16 protein-coding genes and 1 pseudogene are annotated in these 20,336 nt (G+C 45.1%); 16 read left to right on the top strand and 1 reads right to left on the bottom strand.

Features of this window, described 5'->3' with window-relative positions:
• Positions 1-34: 34 nt before the first annotated feature.
• From RSX24_RS13000 to RSX24_RS12950, 11 genes are all read left to right on the top strand, one after another.
• Positions 35-2,032 (top strand): S9 family peptidase, encoded by a 1,998-nt coding sequence (locus RSX24_RS13000; protein WP_343260850.1) that lies wholly within the window; start codon positions 35-37, stop codon positions 2,030-2,032.
• An 18-nt stretch (positions 2,033-2,050) separates the two neighbouring features.
• The gene (locus tag RSX24_RS12995) at positions 2,051-2,509 is read left to right on the top strand and encodes a hypothetical protein (RefSeq protein WP_343260849.1); all 459 of its coding nucleotides are present in this window, start codon (positions 2,051-2,053) and stop codon (positions 2,507-2,509) included.
• A 187-nt stretch (positions 2,510-2,696) separates the two neighbouring features.
• Positions 2,697-3,077 (top strand): hypothetical protein, encoded by a 381-nt coding sequence (locus tag RSX24_RS12990; RefSeq protein WP_343260848.1) that lies wholly within the window; start codon positions 2,697-2,699, stop codon positions 3,075-3,077.
• A gap of 133 nt (positions 3,078-3,210) precedes the next feature.
• Positions 3,211-5,220 carry a glycosyl hydrolase 115 family protein gene (locus tag RSX24_RS12985; protein ID WP_343260847.1) on the top strand — a complete coding sequence of 670 codons (2,010 nt, stop codon included), beginning with the start codon at positions 3,211-3,213 and terminating at the stop codon, positions 5,218-5,220.
• Between the two features lie 274 nt (positions 5,221-5,494).
• Complete coding sequence (locus RSX24_RS12980; protein WP_343260846.1) at positions 5,495-5,665, top strand: transposase; 171 nt, start codon at positions 5,495-5,497, stop codon at positions 5,663-5,665.
• 158 nt (positions 5,666-5,823) lie between these two features.
• Positions 5,824-6,033 (top strand): hypothetical protein, encoded by a 210-nt coding sequence (locus RSX24_RS12975; protein WP_343260845.1) that lies wholly within the window; start codon positions 5,824-5,826, stop codon positions 6,031-6,033.
• Entirely contained in the window at positions 6,030-6,986 is a 957-nt protein-coding gene (locus tag RSX24_RS12970; RefSeq protein ID WP_343260844.1) for a hypothetical protein, read from the top strand. Before RSX24_RS12975 ends, RSX24_RS12970 begins: the two co-directional genes overlap by 4 nt.
• Before the next feature lie 6 nt (positions 6,987-6,992).
• On the top strand, positions 6,993-7,475 hold the full coding sequence (locus RSX24_RS12965) for a helix-turn-helix domain-containing protein (RefSeq protein ID WP_343260843.1): 483 nt from the start codon (positions 6,993-6,995) through the stop codon (positions 7,473-7,475).
• On the top strand, positions 7,462-9,492 hold the full coding sequence (locus RSX24_RS12960; RefSeq protein ID WP_343260842.1) for a hypothetical protein: 2,031 nt from the start codon (positions 7,462-7,464) through the stop codon (positions 9,490-9,492). The genes RSX24_RS12965 and RSX24_RS12960 overlap by 14 nt, the downstream gene beginning before the upstream one ends.
• A gap of 122 nt (positions 9,493-9,614) precedes the next feature.
• Positions 9,615-10,508, top strand: coding sequence for a hypothetical protein (locus RSX24_RS12955; protein WP_343260841.1), 894 nt, complete (start codon positions 9,615-9,617; stop codon positions 10,506-10,508).
• A 363-nt stretch (positions 10,509-10,871) separates the two neighbouring features.
• Complete coding sequence (locus RSX24_RS12950; protein ID WP_343260840.1) at positions 10,872-11,252, top strand: hypothetical protein; 381 nt, start codon at positions 10,872-10,874, stop codon at positions 11,250-11,252.
• 459 nt (positions 11,253-11,711) lie between these two features.
• On the opposite strand, the gene RSX24_RS12945 is transcribed toward RSX24_RS12950, so the two are convergent.
• On the bottom strand, positions 11,712-13,166 hold the full coding sequence (locus RSX24_RS12945) for a DHA2 family efflux MFS transporter permease subunit (protein ID WP_343260897.1): 1,455 nt from the start codon (positions 13,164-13,166) through the stop codon (positions 11,712-11,714).
• 270 nt (positions 13,167-13,436) lie between these two features.
• On the opposite strand from RSX24_RS12945, the gene RSX24_RS12940 reads away from it, so the two are divergent.
• The 5 genes and pseudogenes from RSX24_RS12940 to RSX24_RS12920 all read left to right on the top strand — a co-directional run bounded on the left by RSX24_RS12940 (position 13,437) and on the right by RSX24_RS12920 (position 20,277).
• Positions 13,437-14,048 carry a TetR/AcrR family transcriptional regulator gene (locus RSX24_RS12940; RefSeq protein WP_343260839.1) on the top strand — a complete coding sequence of 204 codons (612 nt, stop codon included), beginning with the start codon at positions 13,437-13,439 and terminating at the stop codon, positions 14,046-14,048.
• 86 nt (positions 14,049-14,134) lie between these two features.
• On the top strand, positions 14,135-15,259 hold the full coding sequence (locus tag RSX24_RS12935) for an NAD(P)/FAD-dependent oxidoreductase (protein WP_343260838.1): 1,125 nt from the start codon (positions 14,135-14,137) through the stop codon (positions 15,257-15,259).
• Between the two features lie 94 nt (positions 15,260-15,353).
• Entirely contained in the window at positions 15,354-17,597 is a 2,244-nt protein-coding gene (locus tag RSX24_RS12930; RefSeq protein ID WP_343260837.1) for a hypothetical protein, read from the top strand.
• 560 nt (positions 17,598-18,157) lie between these two features.
• Positions 18,158-19,260, top strand: a pseudogene (locus tag RSX24_RS12925) (methionine--tRNA ligase); the annotation flags it as partial.
• 345 nt (positions 19,261-19,605) lie between these two features.
• Entirely contained in the window at positions 19,606-20,277 is a 672-nt protein-coding gene (locus RSX24_RS12920; protein WP_343260836.1) for a hypothetical protein, read from the top strand.
• The last annotated feature ends 59 nt before the right edge of the window (positions 20,278-20,336 follow it).

Here is a 20,336-nt window from a genome sequence, read left to right as displayed (position 1 = left end):
GAATTACATCACATTGCGGAGGGGAGCAACGGAAATGAACAAACGGCCGATTACCCCGGAGGATTTGTATGCATACCGCTGGGTCACCGATCCTGTCGTCAGCATTCAGGGACGGGCGGCTTACGTGCAGCAGACCATCGATCGGGAAAAGAACGAATATCAAACCCATATTCGCACCATCTTGTTGGATGGTTCGGAAGATACAGCCGTGACCGCAGGCATGAAGGATTCGTCGCCTTCTTGGTCACCGGATGGCAGCATGCTTTCATTTTTACGTTTGGAAGAAGGCGGAAAGGGCCTGTGGGTTATTCCTGTGGATGCCGATAGCATAGAGCCGAAGAGGCTCGTCGCACCGGAACGCAAAATATTGCAATATGCCTGGTCTCCGGCGGGCACGCATATTGCCTTTACGAGCAAGGTACAGAAAGATTCGGCAGGCACGGATGCCGAAAGCTCCAAAACAGTGCCATTGCGAGGAAAGGTGTATGAGCGCACCACGCCGAAGGCGGAAGGCTCAGGCTGGTGGGACGGATTGTACAGCCATTTGTTCGTATACGATATCGAAAATGATGCCATTACCCAGCTCACCGCCGGTTCCTGGAATGTGAGTTCACCGATCTGGTCGCCGGACGGGACCGAAATTTCTTTTGTCTCCAAGCAGGTTGAAGATGCTTCGCTGGATGCCGATTTGCTCTATTTTGCGGATGTATATACGATCCGGCCTGGAGAAAGGGAGCCGCGCAAGGTCTCTGATTCCAGCCTGCTGATAAGCCAATTTGCGTACACTCCTAATGGTGAAAGTCTGATGCTGCTGGCCAGCGACCGTGAATTCGGCAGCGGAAGCCATAACCGGCTGTACGAGGTGCCAAGCGCCGGCGGGCAGCCGACGCCGGTTGCGCCGGGGCTGGACATGCAGCTCGGCAACGCGGCGCTGGGCGACATGAAATCCGCCGGCGCTTCGCCCTCTCCGCAGATGGCAGCGGGAGACGGCGGTGCATCCATGTATGTGCTGGGAACGCATGACGGCACGGTAGACGTGTACCGAATCGGAGCAGATGGAACAGCCGAAGCGGTTACCTTCGGCGGAGAACGGGATGTATATCAGTACGCGGTTTCATCGGACGGCCAAACGCTCCTGTTCGCCGCATTGACGGATGAACGTCCGGGCGAGCTATACGCGCTTAATCTGAAAAGCGGGCAAGAAACCCGGCTGACGCACCATAACGACGAACTTATGGACCAGCTCCAAGTAAACAAGCCTGAACGGATCGAATTCGTTTCATCGGACGGATGGCGGATACAAGGATGGCTGCTATTACCGGAACAGCGGGAAGCAGGAGCGAAGGTTCCTCTTATTTTGCAGATTCACGGGGGGCCGCATGCGATGTACACCGGGGTGTTCAGCCATGAAATGCAGACGCTCGTTGCACAAGGGTACGCGGTGTTGATGGTCAATCCTCGCGGCAGCATGGGATACGGGCAGCAATTTGCGAAAGCTTGCCGGGGAGATTTTGCCGGGGGAGACTGCAATGATTTGCTGGAAGCCGTGGATGTTGCGTTGGCCCAGTATGATGTCTTGGACGATACCCGGTTGGGCGTTGCCGGCGGCAGTTACGGCGGGGTGATGACCAACTGGATCGTGGCACACACGAACCGTTTCAAGGCTGCGGTTACACAGCGCAGCATCTCCAACTGGCTGTCCATGTACGGAACGAGCGATATCGGCATTTCGTATGTCGAAGGTGTCATCGGCGGCAATCCGACCGAACACGCGGACATGTTGTGGTCCCGCTCGCCGCTCGCGCATGCGCACAACATCGAAACGCCGCTGCTGATCATGCATGGGGAGCAGGACTACCGTACGCCGGTCAGTCAGGCGGAAGAATTGTACACGACCCTCAAACGGCAGGGGAAAGTGACCAAGCTTATCCGCTACCCGGGTTCCAATCATTCCCTGCTGAAGAGCGGCAAACCTTCTTTGCGGGTGGACAGCTTTGAACAGGTCAATGCCTGGTTCAGCCAGTATCTCTAAAGAAGGGGGAGAATGAACATGAGTTTGACGCAGTTGTCGATTCCGGTCGGCTTGCTTGTGGAAAATGTGCTGACAAGCGGCGAGCCGGTCGAAGTCATCATCGATTGCTTGCGGCGCAGGGATTTCGATCCATTGCTGCCCAAGATCAAAGAGCCTGCGATGGATCTCGAACCCCGGCTCGATACGGCAGCAGAGATCGGCGAAGATTGGGAAAAGGCGATTCGCGAAGGATACGAATTCAAGTTTTTGCATATTAATGGTGTGAAACGTCTACTGGATTTCAGGTTTGACCGAAAGGTTGATCGCGATTTCGTCGAAACCGGCCTTGCTCTGCAGCATGTCCGTTTGACCCGGGAAGAAATCGGCGTGCTGAGAACCCTCGTGGGCAGACAATGGGACGTGTACGAAGAAGCGGAACAAAACGATGCCGCAACGGACGGGGTCCGCTTGGCAGGTATTCGCCTGAAATTTGGTTGATCAAACGGCAGGTTAAGCCGTACGCTACATGGCCTCAACTCAACATCAGCATGATGAAGAGTTTGAGGCCTTTTTTTAGGGAGGAGCGGCCTTATGGCAGTGTTTTGCGATGCTCTTAATGTTTGCAGGAATTGAGCGGGAATAACGAGAAGTGTTGGGAGAAATCCATGCACGAAAGGGGAAAACGATGTCGACGGGGTACATTTCGATACTGGTGGTCATTTTCGGAAGCATTACGGGTTTGATTACGATCTTGGTGGTGATGAACACGATTGGCGCGAAACAGGGAGAGCTGAAACGGCGAAAAGAGATTTTGCTGGGCGGAATTCCGGCTAAGGCAGTTATTCGGCATATTGCCGAAACTTCATCCAGCATGGACGGCAGGCCAGGTGTGCGTATGGATCTTACGGTGACGCCGGATAACGAAAGCAGCTTCGACGCCGTGGTGGAAACCTACATTTCCGTGCTGGCGGTACCCCGTTTCCAAAAAGGAAGTGAAATCGACGTAAAGTACCAAGTGATCGGCGGCAAAAAGATCGTTGAGGTGGCGGAAGCGTATATTCCCTAGACGTTTCCGCCTGGCAGCAATCGGTTTATCACTGAAATAAGCACAATGACCACGGTTTATTCCATGGTCACCGCGATGACCGTATGCTTTACTCTTCCTAGAGCGAATTCTTCGAAGTAGGAGGAAACACAGCATGTTTACGTTGACGGCACAGACGAAAATACATAGCGATCTGGACTCCAGGCCGGTGGAACGGGCCATCCGACGATTTTATCGCGATTTGGGCATGACGATGGCAGGGGAGACCGAACCGGGTTCCTCGGATTCGATCCGGATCAGTTGCGATGACAGCTTGAATGAAGAAGCTTATATCATTGAAGTGAAAGATCGCCGGATGGATATACGGGTTGCGGATGAATTGGGATGCATTTACGCATTGAATTACATCAGCCGGGAGTATCTCGGCATTCAGCCGTTGTGGTTTTGGAATGATCAGATGTTTGAAAAAAGAGAGGCCAGGTCGATCGACGAAACCACGATCTGTTCTTCGGCCGCGGCGTATCGCTTCAGGGGCTGGTTTGTGAACGATGAAGTTCTTCTTCACGCTTGGACGCTGGAGGGGAGCAAAGAAAAGCCTTGGGAAATGGTCATGGAAACGTTGCTCCGGTTAGGCGGCAATCTCGTTATCCCCGGCACCGACCACAATGCCAAAATATACTCCGATCTGGCCGCCGACATGGGCTTGTGGATCACCCATCACCATGCGGAACCGCTCGGTGCGGAAATGTTTTTGCGGGCCTATCCCGACCTGAATCCTTCGTATGCGGAACATCCCGACCTGTTCAGGCAGTTGTGGGAAGAAGGGGTGCTGAGACAGCGGGATAAGAAAGTGATCTGGAACATCGGTTTTCGCGGGCAGGGGGACCGTCCGTTCTGGCTGGATGACGAAAGATATGCGACCGATCGGAGCCGGGGGGAGCTGATTAGTTCGATCATGGAGGAGCAACGTTTGATTGTGCAGAAGCACGTCGACCATCCGGTATTTTGCACAAATTTGTACGGGGAAATGGTTGAACTTTATCAACAGGGGCACCTCCGCATTGCAGACGATACGATTAAAATCTGGGGAGATAACGGATACGGCAAAATGGTCGCCCGCCGCCAACATGGCGTCAATGCAAGGCCTGTTGCGCTCCCGGCTGAGGATCGCCAAGGAGAAGCGCATGGCGTGTATTATCACGCCTCGTTCTATGATCTGCAGGCGGCCAGCCACATGACGATGCTGCCCAATTCTCTGGCGATGGTGCGGGACGAGTTAGTGAGCGCGAGGCAGCGCGGTGTACGTGAATTCATCATCGTAAACTGCTCCAACGTAAAACCTCATGTGTATACGCTGCAAGCGATCGCGGAGTTATGGTCCCAAGGAGACGTGGACACGGCATCGTATCCAGAGCGATACGTGAATGATTATTTTGCAGGCGAGCACGGAGGCATTGCCGAATTATTCGATGCCTACGCATCCTGTGCACCGAGATACGGCGATCATCCGGATGAAGGCTGCGGAGACCAGTTTTACAATTACACGACCCGGCAGCTGCTGTCGCAATGGCTGCGATCAGATACGCAAAGCGCTGCCGAAGGCATGCGCTGGGCATGTCCTGAACAAGGATTTGTCGAACAGGTATCCTGGTATGCACGGATATGTGCACAGGCGCTGGAGCAGTACGGGGAAGCATTGTCTCGTACGCATCAGGTGAGGCAAGAAGTATCGAACCAAAGGTTGCTGGACGACAGCATCGGGCTGCAATATCGAATGTATTACGAGTTTGCCCAAGGTGGATCTGCCTTTTGCCGCGCATTCGAGCGTTACTGCGAGAACAATTACATGACTGCCTTTTACGAGCTGGGCAAGTCCAAGGAAGCGTACGAAGCAGCGGACCAGGCTATGCGCGACCGGGAACACGGTCACTGGCAAGGCTTTTACTACAATGATTGCCTGACGGACGTCAAGCAGACGGCCTACTGGCTCGGCATCCTGATGGGCGTTGTGCGCAACATGGGGGAGGGGCCGCATTTTTTCAGATGGCAGCGAGAAGTGCTGTATGCTCCCGAAGACAGGAACGTCATCCTGATTACCAACTTCGAAAATCATCTGACCAATGAGGAATTATATGAGGCGATGAAAGCGAAGGGAGAAGGGTGATTGAATCATTTTGAATGATGTATGTTGTAACAATTAGTAAGAAATATATATTTATTTATTCATTGTCATTCCTCTCTATTGAATCAAAAAGTATTATGTCGTTTTATAACTCTGGGCTAGATCAGTGTTGTAGTGGATGTATGTAAGCAGTCCACTACAACATCAAACAAAAAAATTCAAATATTAATGAAACTGCACAGTGAATAATATGCTCCCCTTATAGTAGACAGAAAAAGTAAGCCGTTTACTCTGTCTACTATGGAGGGGATTTTTTATGGGCGAAATGAGAAAAACGTACGATAGGAAGTTTAAGAAAAAGATAGCTGACCTCTATCTCAAAAAGGGGTTGGGATATAAAAGTGTAGCGTTTGAAATGGGGATTGACGATTCTTTGGTTCACCGACGGGTGATGCATTTTGAGGCGGAGGGATTTAAAGGGTCTTGAAGAAAATAAGAAAACTTGTCCATAACTTTTGGTTTTCGACAAAAATTTACAAATTACTCGAATTCAATAGGGTATAATTTACTATAAGTTGAAATTACCTGGTTCCATACAATTGATCTTTTACATAAGTATTTTAATTTAAATGAGGAGATGATCAAATGCCAGCCAAACTTCCTCAACCAAACGATCAGCTTTATTTCGTTGATAAACTAGTAGTCATAGTTAAGGTTTTCCTAGATTTTCACTTAGCTAAAGTTCGATATCTCAATTCGACTGAAACATTCATTGTAGATATTAATGTTTTAAAACTAATCGCTGATAATCGTAGCTCAATTTCAATAAATTTATTAGGAGTGGGAAGATCTTGATTTTAAACTTCATAGAAACCCCATTGGATGGGAAGTCATGGGAATCGCTTATAAATTCATGCTATAGAATGAAATTTCAAGATGAGCATTTTACTGAAATACCAGCAGTTCATGGTGGAGACGCTGGTATTGAAGGGTTTACTCGTCAAGGTAGAGTATATCAGTGTTATTGTCCTGAACGTGAATATAGTGATGACGACCTGTACAGTCATTTAAGAACTAAAATGAGTAATGATATTAAAAAATTGACTAATCTTACATATGCTAAAAGATTAAAGGAGCTTGGAGTCCCTAAAATTAAAGAGTGGCATTTTGTAATCCCTCGATACAAAGATGCAAGAATTGTCACGCATGCAGAAGCTAAGCGCCAAGAAGTGCTGACGCTAAAATCATCTGATCCGGAAAGTTATGATTATATTGATGATGAATTTATCGTTGTGATTAAGCAAGCTGAAGATTTTAAAGTCGAGATTTCCAGAATTGTTAGGACTACGTTATCTGATATGAAACTTAATATTGCTATATATCATACAAGCACTCTGGATTGGTCTCAATGTGATTCAGAAAAAGTGAATAATATCAAAAGAAAGATTAAAGCAGTGATGGGAGATATCGATGAATCTGATGAAGACTATATTGAGGTTGTAGGGATTTATATAGATTCATATATGAAAGGGCTCGAAATTTTAAAGATCCTAAGAGTTTCTTATCCAGAAATATATGAAGATATATATGTACTAGAGCAGGCATATAAAAAGCAAGTATCAATGAGAACTAAAATGAATACCAATAGTTCGATAAACGCTCAGCTTTTTGACGAAATCATGAACGATTTCCAACAGAAATTGGAGCAACAGTTTACATATCTTACTCTTGCATCAGTAATGGAGCTGAGGATGGATCTTGTAAGTGGTTGGCTTGCTGATTGTTCAATGCAATTTAGAAGTAGGTGAATATATATGGAAAAACGTTATCTAATCGCAGATGAAATCGTATTTGATGCTAAACCCGATGCTGTACCTTATAACTATAGAATAAGTTATAAAGTGGCTCAACTTTGTTTAATCATGGATATATGTAGTCGTGGGGGGTGTTCATTGTTGAAGCTACATATGATCTCCATGGGACTAAGCACAAAACAAGATATGCAAAACTTAAAAAGTATAGCCTATGATAGTTTAACAAATTACGCAGTAGTTAGATTTGACCCCGCTGTGAATCATGCTATCCGTTATGCAATTGCGGATGGATTAGTATTTCAACAACAAAATGGTTTGTTTAGACTAACTCCAGAAGGCAAATCCTATGCAAAAAAAATTATCAAGGAGACAGACTTAATGACTGAAGAGAAAAGTTACTTATCTTTGTTGTCTACTATGCTTACTGAGGAAAAAATAAAAAATCTCACTTCTCTTTGGAGGTATTCTGGTGCTGAGGATTAAAAAATTAAAAATTGATATTTCGACTAGTAACGGCTTATATGGGTTCGAAACTTCGTTTAATGAGGGTTTAAACTTTATAGCTAGCGAAGATAACACTCGCGGGAAAAGTTCTATTATAGCATCAATCTACTACTGTCTTGGATTTGAAGAGATTATCGGGGGAAAGGGCGAAAAGGTACTAACTTCTGTTTATAAGAGTTCGATAGAAGATGGTAAGAATATCTATCCTGTCTTGGAATCAGGTGCATTTCTAGAAATATCTAATGGCCAGGAAACAATAACGATCTACCGTTCAGCCAAAATGGAGAACCGAAACTATAAATTGATTACCGTGTTTTACAGTGGAATTGACGAAATAGGTAACTCGGATGTGCTAAGAGAAGATATGTACGTACATATGCAAAACTCGGCAGTAAATAAAAAGGGTTTTCATAGTTTTTTAGAGAGGTTTTTGCATATAGAGTTGCCTTTAGTTCCGGCAACTGATGATGCGACCAGAAAACTCTATTTACAGTTGATTTTCTCAGCAATGTTCATTGAACAGAAGCATGGATGGGCTGATATTTTATCTGGTATGCCAGTTTTAGGAATTAGAGAATCTAAGAAACGTGTATTGGAATTTATTGTTAACTTGGATACCTTAGAAAATGAAAAGAAAAAAGACTATCTACGAGCGAGAGAGAGTAGTATCAGGAACGAGTGGGGCACGATAATAAAAGAAATTATTCTTCTTTCGGGTAGAGAGTCATGCACTACACATAATATTCCCATGCATCCTAAAATCCTTACGGATGAAGAATTTTTAGAAATGAGTATAAAAAAAGAAGATATTAGACTTAACGAATATGTGGATATTTTAAGAGAGCGATACATTCAATTATCAGTTTTAAAACCTAAAATTATAGATAATTTTGACGAGATTCAAAAAGAACTTAATGCTACGGAAATATCTATTGAAGAATTTGAAAGGGAAATCTATAAGAATAGGTCTTTATTTCATTCGGAAAATAGTAGCATAGAAAAAATAACGAATAATCTTGAGATCATAGAGGCTGATATCAGAAATAATAAAGATGCTGCTAGACTGAGAGATTTAGGTTCAGAAGTAAGCCTAATGACATCTGAAGACATCTGTCCAGTATGCCATCAAAGTATCCAAGATACTCTAATTCCTAATTCTAGTGATATGAAATTTATGAGTGTTGATGAAAATATCAGACATCTAACTGCACAAAAAGAGATGCTGGAGTTTGCAAAAAAAAGCCACTTGAAAAATAGCGCTACTTTGAAAATGAGAAATGATCAATTAGAAAATGGGTTGTTCACACTTCGTAGTCTGGCAAAATCTTTACGTAATGATCTATATTCCATTAACGAAAATATCTCTGAGACAGTTATTCGTAAGAGACTACAACTCGATTCTGAGATCACTAGTTTGGATCGATTAAATATCATTTTTGTAAATCAAAAAAGCAGACTGGTCGAGTTATCAAATGATTGGCAGCTGATTTCGGATGAGAAAGCAAAGCTTCCAAAGAAAAAACTCACCGAATTAGATGAAAAGAAGATAAAATCTTTGAGAAACTATTTTGTCACTAACTTAACTGATTTTGGATATAAGAGTGTATTTAACTTGAACACAGTTGAAATTTCATTAGATTCATATTTGCCCGTTATAGAAGGATTTGATATGAAATTCGATTCATCAGCTAGTGACAATATAAGAGCAATATGGGCATTTGTAATAGCTTTGCTACAGACATCGAACAGTATGTCAGGGAATCACCCTGGGGTGTTAATCTTTGATGAGCCAGCCCAACATAGTATTATGATCAACGACGTGGAAAAGTTCTTTACTAGTATCATTGAATTGAACAATTCACAAGTTATTGTGGGTATCACTATAAAGGATATTGAGACTCGAGAGGCTGTACAAAGGTTACCTTCTGCAAAATATAAATTAATTAACATTCCAAACAAGGCGTTCCGTAAAATTTCTGAACTAGATAACAAATAAGACGTTTCAAAATGATTATTTTTAAATAGAGAGAGGGAATAATTTCTTATGCTTTATATAAGGATATAGAAACTTGTATTTTGATGAACCAAAAGCTCTAGGATAAACTTAAGAGGTGTGAAATGATTAAAAATGAAATGAGAAATAGAGACAAAATCCTGAATTATGATGAAAAACACAAAATTTCCTCTAATATATCTCTAAATGTATTTCTTTTTTATTCTGTATTTGTTTTTTCTATCATTGCCATAATGTCGGTAGTTGTTATGTTTGTCTTTACCTTTATTGAGCCTAAGGTGGCTTCGCTCTCAATAGCTGTGTTTGTCAGCTCATTTATAGTAAGCATTATTCTAGTGCTTTTACTTGAAAGGGAAGTTATATCAAAAGAATTAAACGATAAGTTGTATATCTATTTTGATCTTTTAGTGGAGTTTTTGGAGGAAGATAAGAGCAAAATTAAAATAAGAATGGTAAATAGAAAGTTGAGGAAATATCTAAATGCACTAAATAACAACATCAATAATGTTTTTATCTTTAAAAGTACTGAACTTGAACCAACTCTAGTAAAGGATATCAGAAGGCTTATTAATGAAGACTTTGTAGATCTTTTGAAACATGGTAAGAGAGATTTGCTCATAAAATTGGTCTCCAATATTAAAGAAACTTATCTATGCGCAGAGGGGTTAGTACTTATCCAGAATCCTAATAATGAATATAGTAATGAATTTAATGCAAGAATGGAGAAACTGAAAAATAGCATTAACCAATGTAGAGATGAAAAGCAGAACATTCTCAATCAAATCACACCCATAAAATTTTCTGGCATTTTCAATAAGTTTATTAATTATGCTGCTAAACAATACGTTCAAATAGTGTTTTTTACATTAATAGGAGTAGGTTCAATTTTTTATATAAACAAAGCTGGAGATTATTCGAAAATCCCGGCTAATATTTCGGTAGTTGGTTTCTTCTTAATGATTATAATTTTCATAATTCAATCCAATAAAAGAGACTAGGATAAGATAATTGAGTGTTCTGATTATAAGGTCGACCCAAAATTCAAGAAGTGAAAAATTGATTAATCTACAATAAAAAGCTAATTTGCTTAGATCGATCTGATTTTTTTACAGGTTTATAAAGAAGGTTTCACATGAAAGAAGTAGGCTGTTTACAGGGGGAATCAGTCAAAAATTATTGGAGTTTGGATTAATTTTTCTCGTGCTATACAAGCTTATTTCCTTCATTCCGATCGTTAAACCAAATATATGAAATGGCAACTTTAGAATTTGCTGTCATGTTTTAAAGAGAGGGGTTCATTATAGATAGGTTCTTCAAAATGTGTCTCACTAATTATGACAACACACAAATGGAGGGGTGAAATGTTATCCAAAAATGTTTATCTTATCCTATTATCAACTGTATTATCATTTAGCATAATTGGTTGTACATCCGAAACTAGCGCTACCGAACAAATGGCTCAAAGCGTGATGAAAGAAGACAATAATAGCGATATTTTTATAATGGAGTCGATCCTTTATAAAAAGGTTAAGGTCGTTAATGAAGAAGAGTTTAAGTCCGTCAAAACGACCTCCTATGGAGAAATATCTATGAATTATCAAAAAAATAAAAAGTTTCAGGAAGGTATGGCTTCTGTACTGCCTCCGGGTACCAAATTGTATCGCTCTGTAGATCATCCTGAATATGTATATTCAAATGAAAATCAGAGATATACTTTATACAAGTCTGTTCCTGAAGGTTAATTTTTTATAAAGAATACGATATATGCGAAGGAGACACATTCTACGAATCGAGTGTGTCTTTTTTTTATTATAAGACTCAAATCATTTTCTGAATGAAAATACGGGGGCAATGATATACATTCGCTTGGGTGAAGGATGAAGACCTTGCCTCGCACTTGCTTGACAATCCGTCGAATAAATGGAGTTAACTGGATAACATTTTTTGAATTGTGTTAATCTGTCTTATAATGGACTGCATTTAGAGAGAGGGATGTTACTTGAAAAGAAACATTTTATATAAGGAGATTATATGATTGTAAGGGCGGAACAATCGTTCCGGAAAAAGTACGCTGCTCCGAATTGTAGGTGGGCTAATTCCAATACGGTGCGGTGAATCAAAAAGGCGGCAGCTCTGACGAAACGGTTCGTCGGAGCTGCCGCTGTTTGTGCTGCAAACGTATAGCTGGCTGCCAATCAAATTTAATTGGAGTTCAGCTGAACTTTTTTGCCTACAGGTTGTTGTCCCGCTCTTGCAGGGGCCTCTTCTTCCTGTGCAGGCTTCGTGCGTTTAATAAAGAATGACAGCACCAGAGCGACTGCGGATATACCGATAATTACGATGTAGGCGTCGTTGATGCCTTGAATCATCGAATTGGTCATCATCTGCTGCTGATTGGCTGCCTGAGCCGTGCCGTCTGCCATCATGTCCTTGAAATGGGTGGCAGCACGGTTGGTCATGACGCTGACGAGCAGGGACGTACCGACGGCGCCGGCCACTTGTCGGATCGTATTCGAGATCGCCGTGCCGTGCGCATTCAATCGTGCAGGCAGTTGGTTCAAGCCCGCCGTTTGGATTGGCATCAGCAGCAACGCCATACCGATCCGCCGTCCGGTAGACATTAATACAAGGTAGGTATAGCTTGTCGAATCCGTCAAATCGATAAATCCAAGCGTCGTGACAATGACGATCACCATGCCGATCACGGACAGCCATTTTGCGCCAAAACGGTCAAACAGTCTGCCGGTGACCGGCATCAGGAATCCCATGACAAGTGCGCCCGGCAGCAGCAGCAAGCCGGATTCCAGCGCGGTGTAACCGCGAGCGTTCTGCAGGTACAGCGGCAGAAGCATCATGTCGGCATACATGACCATCGTGATGGCAATGCTGATGATCGTTGTCAGCGAGAACATGTTGTACTTGAATGCCCGCAGGTCCAGCAAAGGCGATTCCGATGTGAGCTGACGCCATGTAAACAGCGCGAGGGCTACTACGCCGGCTGCAATGAAACCAAGCACTTCACCGCTCGACCATCCGAGGCTGCCAGCTTGGCTGAATCCGTACAACAGGGCGCCGAAACCGATGGTGGAAAATAAAACGCTGAGCGTATCCAGCTTGGTACGGATGCGTTCGGATACGTTTTTCAAATAAATGAATCCACATACGATGACGACGAGCGTCAATGGGATCATGCCGTAAAACATCGTTTCCCATGCGTAGTTTTCAAGAATGTAACCTGCCAGCGTAGGCCCGATGGCCGGGGCGAAAATAATGGCGAATCCGACCATGCCCATGGCGGCTCCCCGTTTTTCGGGAGGGAAGAGCGTCAAAATGACATGCGTCAGCAGCGGCATGATAATGCCCGCGCCTGCGGCCTGAATCATGCGTCCTGTCAGCAATGTGCCAAAGTTGGTCGCGATGGCCGATACGATCGTTCCGACCAAAAAGATAAGCATCGACGCCTGAAAAAGCTGTCTCGTCGAAAAACGCTGCATGAAATAGGCCGTGATCGGAATGAGCACGCCGTTCACCAGCATGTAGCCGGTTGTGAGCCATTGCGCTACGGCTGCCGTGATGCCGAAGTCGTTCATCAGCTCCGGCGTGGCAACGCTCATCAAGGTTTGATTCAAAGTGGCCAAAAATGCGCCCAAAATCATGATGAACAGTATGGGTCCTTTTTTTACATTTTGTAGTTCTGTCTGGCTCAATCCATTCCATCCTTTCAATCTTCGTGACTAAATTTACAACGTGTTGTATAGTTGACATTGTATTTATTGAATTATATACATATTCTTCTGAATTACAATTGACGCATTTGCACAAAGCTGTTGTTTAATTTACATTTAAACGACATACTGTTGCATAAGTTTAAAATAATCGACTGATTAATTAAAATTGTAATCTTTCAAAATAAAGGAGATTTGCCAATGACACACAAAAAGAAGTCCGCGATCGATCCGCGAATCATACGAACGCGGCAGTTGATTCGCGAAGCGTTTGTGGAACTGCTGCAGGAGATGGATATCGAGAAGCTGTCCGTGAACCGGATCGCGGAGCGGGCAACCATCAATCGGGTCACGTTCTACCTGCATTATCGCGATATAACGGACATGATGGAGAAGATGGCCGACGAAATGATCGAAAACATCGAAGGGATCGTGCTGGAGCATTCGCTTCAAGAGGGCCAAGGGCCTGAGAAACCAAGTGATCCGTGGCCGGTGCTGGTGAAGTTGCTGGAGCATTTCGCCGAGCAGTCTTCCTTCTATAAAGTGGTGCTGGCGACCAAACGTACGCCTGTTTTTACGGATCGTTTGTTGAAGCTGTTAAGCACGCTGGTCCGATCCAAAATCGAAAGCATGGGCGGTGAGCGCAAACTTGCGAAAGCAGGCATTCATGAAGAGGTTGCGGTCTGGTATGGATCGGCTGCTTTGATCGGAACGATAGTAGCGTGGTTAAAAAACGACATGCCTTACTCGCCGCACTTTTTGGCCAAGCAGTTTTCGCTGATTCGCTCCCATCCCTTTCAAGAGTTGATTTAGATGTGAGAAACCAGTGAGGTCACGGCACGATGCAAGCCATTTGATGTATAATGGACAGATATGCAAATCAGGAAGGGAATGCAGTCATGAAGAAAGTCATCGTCATCGGAGCAGGAATTTTGGGAGCATCGACCGCATATCAGTTGGTTAAAATGGGAGCGGACGTGCTCATCGTGGACCGCAGGGAGAAGGGACAGGCCACAGATGCTGCCGCAGGCATCATCTGCCCATGGGTTTCCCAGCGGCGCAATCAAAAATGGTATCGGTTAGCCAAAGCGGGGGCAGGTTTTTATCCGGGATTGATCGAGGAATTGCAGGCAGAGGGAGAAACGGACACAGGCTACGCCAGGGTAGGCGCACTCAGCATTCATCACGACAGGGATAAGCTCGTCAAAATGGAAGAACGGGCAGCAGCGCGCAAACAAGATGCGCCGGAAATCGGAGACATTGCCATGCTTGATGAAGCCGAAACGCTGGCACGGTTCCCGCTGCTGTCGGAAGGGTATCGGTCCGTGTTCATCGGTGGGGCGGCTCGCGTGGATGGACGCGCCCTGCGCGATGCATTGCTTCGGTCCGCGCAGCGCGGAGGTGCCACGATGATCGAAGGAGACGCGGTCATTCAGCATGAATCCAATCGCGTTTCGGGCGTAAGGGTCGGGGAAGATTTTTATGCGGCAGACGAAGTCATTGTTTGCGCTGGTGCATGGGCGAAAGCCTTAATGCAGCCGCTGGGCATTACGTTTAAGGTACATTACCAGAAAGCACAGATCATGCACTTCATACTGACGGACGACAACAAGGATACCGGAAATTGGCCTGTCGTCATGCCGCCATCGGATCAATATTTGCTTGCATTTGACCAACGTAAAATCGTCATCGGGGCTACGCACGAAAATGATGTTGAAGGATATGATACCCGGGTAACGGCTGCAGGCATGCAGGAGGTGCTGAATAAAGGACTGGACATCGCAAGCGGTTTGGCTGATGCAGCCCTGCAGGAAGTCCGGGTCGGTTTCCGTCCGTTTACGCCGGGATTTCTGCCTGTCATGGGGCCGATCCCGGGATGGGAAGGACTCGTCGTAGGGAACGGGCTTGGCGCTTCGGGCTTAACGATGGGGCCGTTTATTGGCAGTCAGCTCGCGAAATGGGTGCTGGGGGCGAAAACGGACATCGACTGGAGCGACTACGATCCGGCCCAAGCGATGGACTGAATGCATCGTACTTTGTAAGAAAGCTGGGGATGAGGCTTGGAACTCAGCTTAACGCAAAAGGGCTATTTTAGCTTGGCACTTGGGGGAGAGGAGATTGAAGAAACTTTCATTATTGGTATTTTTCATTCCGGCCATCGTATTAAGCGTGATGGTATGGAATGATTACACCGATGATTTGCAGGGAAACGAGGATCCATATTCGTCGATCGCGGGCATGTTTTATTTGGATGAAGGGGAAGAAGTGGTCGTTTTATCCAAGACGCAGGACTTTACGTGGGCGAGACTGGGGGTCTTTGATGCCCAAACGGGAGCGATACTTAAGGATGTGATGGTTCAGGCGGAGATGCAAGGCGTCATCCCGGCAGTCGTTTATCAGGATCAGGGGATTATTATTCCTACATATAGTGATGGGTCGGGTTTGCAGTTGAATCATGTCTCGAATAGCGGAGAGGTTAAGGAACTCGCGCAAAGCACGCTTCATGTACCCGGATCGTTGAGTTCGAATGTGGCAGCTTGGAGAGGCCATATTCTGATCACCGGGGAGACGATAGGTTCTGCCTATTATGTGGCTGAAATTCAAAACGGGATGAAGAAGTTTGCATTGCTGAATACCGATCTTCTGCCTTCCGATCCAATACGGGCAAGTTTTGTGGGCAGCAGCTTGAACAACGAACAGGGCGTGCCATTGCTCGAAGTCGATTTGCAAAATGGACAAACGGCGTTGGTTAGCGGCATTCTGGATGAAGACGAACGACCTGAAGTCAAGATTCAATCCGAAGAACAAGGAACCTTCGACGCGCGTGACGAGGCTGGTTTACAATTTGCCAAACCATTCGGAATCGACGTCTCTCGCTTAATCCGTATCGATGGTGCAAAAGGGAATCAAGCCCGATTCTATAATGCACAGTCTGAGGAGTGGGGAGAACTTGTTCCAACCCCAAAACCGCTGTATCGTGCCAAGGTTGTATTATTGAATGACGAAGAAGTTTTGATCGCCGGCACGGATACAGAAAATGGGCAGGAACAACTTGCGGGTTATGTGTACAACGAAAAAAACGGCAGCTTCACTGACGCTTCGGCACTTGTAAGTCGACTTACATACAAAGACTTTGCTTCCTCGGATAGCGAATTTTACAAAGAGTCGGGGAGTGACAGCCTGTATTACTCGGACATGGAGAGCGCTGCAGGATGGATGAATATAAGTAATGGTCAAGCAGGCTGGATCGACTCGAATACGTTGGTAAATTGGAGAGAGGCAGCAATGACACAGCGCATCTCGCTTTCCACCTTTATGGCATACGTCCGTGAGGGAGGCGCCCTCATCATCAACTGGATGGCCTGGCTGTTGATTCCAACGCTTATGTTTTTGGTGCCTGCCATCGCCGGACCACTGCTTCGCCAGAAACACTCTCGCAATCTCAAGGAAGGCAGGCTGGTTACGGGGACGATCGCAAGTATGCAGGAGACAGGCGTCTATGTGAACAACTTGCCGCAGGTCAAATTTGTTGTGCAATTTGTGGAAGCTGGACAGCACAAGCAGGTCGAAATCAAGAAGGTCATTTCCTTGGTAAACGTACCAAGGCAGGGAGATGACGTGCTGATCAGCTACAATCCCCGAAACAACAAGGCCATGTTTGTAACGGAAGAGGATGTGAACGTGGAGAGCGACCCGCCGCAAACTATCCCCGATGCCTTGTTAGATCGAATTGAATACCGGGAGCCATTTAGGCGTGGGCAAGCACTGGTGCTGCATTTTGTCACCAGGGAAGAAGATTACCCGGTTCCCGTGATCCAACCGCCAGGGTTCGAATATCATACCGGACGGCGTGCGAACCTGATCGTCTCCGATGGAGTTGCCCGTATTCGCAGCTACGACGGCACGGGTCGGGAAGAGGAAGCGCAATTGGCATTGGAAGCGGAAGTCGTTAGCGTGGAGAAGGCGAATCTTGAAATCGAAGGGCGCCAGCTTCTGGTTATGGACCTGCTAGTATCCAGGGGTGACGACCGTTTGCGCAAGAGCAACAGCCTGTTTGTACCTGAACGATATGCTGTGCAGACAGGCATTCGTATCCCGATGCAGATGGGCGAACAAGATTTCGAGCGTGAACTGCGTTTGTCCAAAGGCAAACAAGGTGCTGCCATCGTTCGTACCGTAACTTATGAGGGGCATACGGTTGGGGAGCGTCCGGTAGCACGCATTGACGTTGAACGGGGCGGTAAACTATACCGGATCCGCCAATCGATTGAGCCGGTGCACGGGGTACAGGTTGGAGATGAGATATGGATTGCGTATGACGCAAATTCACAGGAAGCAATGATTGTGAACTATGCATCTTGATCGATAACTACCCATAAATAAGCATGAGTCGAAAGTGGAAGCGCTAAGCTGCCGTGCATCCCCATTAGAACGGGTTATGAATATATAATATGGACAGCCGACCAATTAACCGGCTGTCTTTTTCATTAAGATATAACAGGCAGGATAGTTGTAAAGGTTATGTGCGGAGAACCGTATCAACCGGGCATTGTGGAATCGTAGAAGCCTCCAAGGCGGGAAAGAAAAGTGTTAGAAGTGTCGATGCTGGCAGAGAATTCGCTTCTGACTTTAGTTTCGTTTGGAAGAACGAGAAAGGCTCTAACAATTAATGACTGTATTTCTCCATGATTTATCTGAATTTAATGTGACTTTGAGGGTCTATTTGAATTGATGTATTGGATTGGTTTTTTGAGAACCTTGACTTTGGAAATGATGTGCTAGGGTATACACGCGAAAAGCGTCGTACCTGAAGAGGTGAATGCCGTGAGGCATTTAATAAAATTGGGTGGTACCACGTGAGCACAACTCTCGTCCCTTTGGGATGAGGGTTTTTTTGTTTGTCAAAAAATGAGGGAGGGAATGATTTGTACACGCGCACCGATCAACAATTTCATCATCGCGTAGTCCAAGATTTGTTTTTGAGACTTCTGGAAAATGGCCATCTTTATAAAAAAAACGTTCTGCAGACATATTGTGAAACCGATCAACGATTTTTACCAGATCGATATGTTGAAGGGACTTGCCCCGTATGTGGTAATCGAGCCAGAGGTGATCAATGCGACTTTTGTTCAACATTGCTCGATCCGGCGGATTTGTCTGAGAAGACATGCAAACTTTGTGGAAATCCTCCGATCGAGCGACCAACAGAGCATTTTTACCTTGCACTGTCTGGGTTCCAAGCTGAGTTGACCAAATATGCACAAAAGGCTCAGGGATGGAAAGAATTTGGCCCGCTCTGCTCTTGGGAGTAGGAGGGCTACATTTACCGGATCGAATGATCTCATGTGAGTACATGACACTAGAAGGGAAAAAGTTTTCAACAAGCCGTAACTGGGCAGTCTGGGTGCCGGACATTCTAAAAAGGTACCAACCGGACTCCATTCGGTACTTTCTGATTGCAAATGGACCAGAGAAGCGTGACACTGATTTTTCGTGGAGGGAATTCATTTACAGTCACAATGGAGAGTTGCTAGGCGCGTTCGGAAATTTTGTTAATCGAACGTTGGCCTTTATCGGCAAATCCTTTGGAGGATGCGTTCCCTCAGGGGAGCTTAGTGAGGGATGGAAAAGGGCAACTGAAGAGATGTATCGAGATTCTGGAATTCTAATTGAAGAAGGTTGTCTAAAAGAAGCGATCGAGTTGATTTTCACCTATGTTCGTCAAGGAAACAAATATTTTGATGAGCAAAAACCATGGGTGCAAATCAGGGAGAATCGAGAGGCATGTGAACATACACTACATTCTTGTGTACAGATTATTGCCAATCTTGCCAATTTGCTTCAACCTTTCATCCCCTTCTCGTATGAGAAAATAAGAACATTTCTAACGCTTGAAAGACCGAACTGGCAGTTAACTTTTGTTCCAGATGGCTTACAAATTCAAAAGTTAGAGCTTTTGTTCGAGCGCATTGATCTCAGTCGGATTGAAGAAGAGCTGAGTTTATTGGAGAAGCAAAAACTGTAGCCTGGAAAGGGAAGGGCCATCCATCGGATGGCCTCTCTTCAAAACTTGCCGTTACAGACAGCGCGGAGGGAAGCGTATCACAAGTAATGATATAGTGTAGATTTGTGCTGCATCTCGAGAGAGGTGCTTTTTTATTGTAAGCTGCCTTACGAACTCTTCACAAATACAGCAAGATCTGAAAAGTAAGTCCAGAACATATTTGTTAAGTTAGATTCAACAAACAAACCAAAATCCAATAAGAAAGGGGCTGAACACAGAATAACTCATCGGATGTTTGCGTGATAGAGAGAAAGGAACAAGCAATAAGCAACAATAGTATTAATACCTAATAGTGGAGGAATCAATGTGAATAGAGAGCACAATACAAAGGTGAATAAATCAACGATAACAGCACATCTTCTACATCAATGGTCAGGATTTATGGCAATAATAGCAGGGATTCTATACATCGTCATTCAATTGATCCACCCGATAGATCATATTTCCTCTGTGAACACGAACTCTTGGCAGATGGTTGCATGTTTGACTATGGCGATGTCGCTCTTTACACTGATCGGTATTACGGCATTCTATATAAGGCAAGCGAAAGAATCGGGATGGCTTGGCTTGATCGGGTTCCTTATGTTCAATTTGTTCTGGTTCATCTCCATAATTTTTAGTTTCATTGAAGCATTCGTTTTGCCGTTGCTGACGAGTGATGCTGAAAAGTTTGTGGGAGGAATGGTTGGACTCTTTAGAGGAACAGTTAGCGAAGTTAATCTGGGTATCTTCCCGATATTAGCGCCTCTCGCGGGATTATTGTACATGTTAGGAGGTTTGCTGCTGGGCATCGCCACATTAAGGGCCAGGGTCTTTCCTCGCCCAGCAGCCATTCTGCTGGCCTTCGCTGCTGTAGTGACCGTAGCTGCTGCAATTATTCCCCATCCACTTGATCGGGCATTGGCAATACCTATGGGATTAGCGCTCATATGGATTGGATATGTTATTTGGTCGGAACGTAAGCAAGCATCGGTTTAGAGGTTTTTTGATATTACCAAATGGGATGAAATGAATAGCTCCTCTGACGGTTGGTTCCT

Source organism: Paenibacillus hubeiensis (assembly GCF_032334105.1).
Taxonomy (GTDB): Bacteria; Bacillota; Bacilli; order Paenibacillales; family Paenibacillaceae; genus Paenibacillus; species Paenibacillus hubeiensis.
This window is presented reverse-complemented; position numbering and strand designations above follow the sequence as displayed.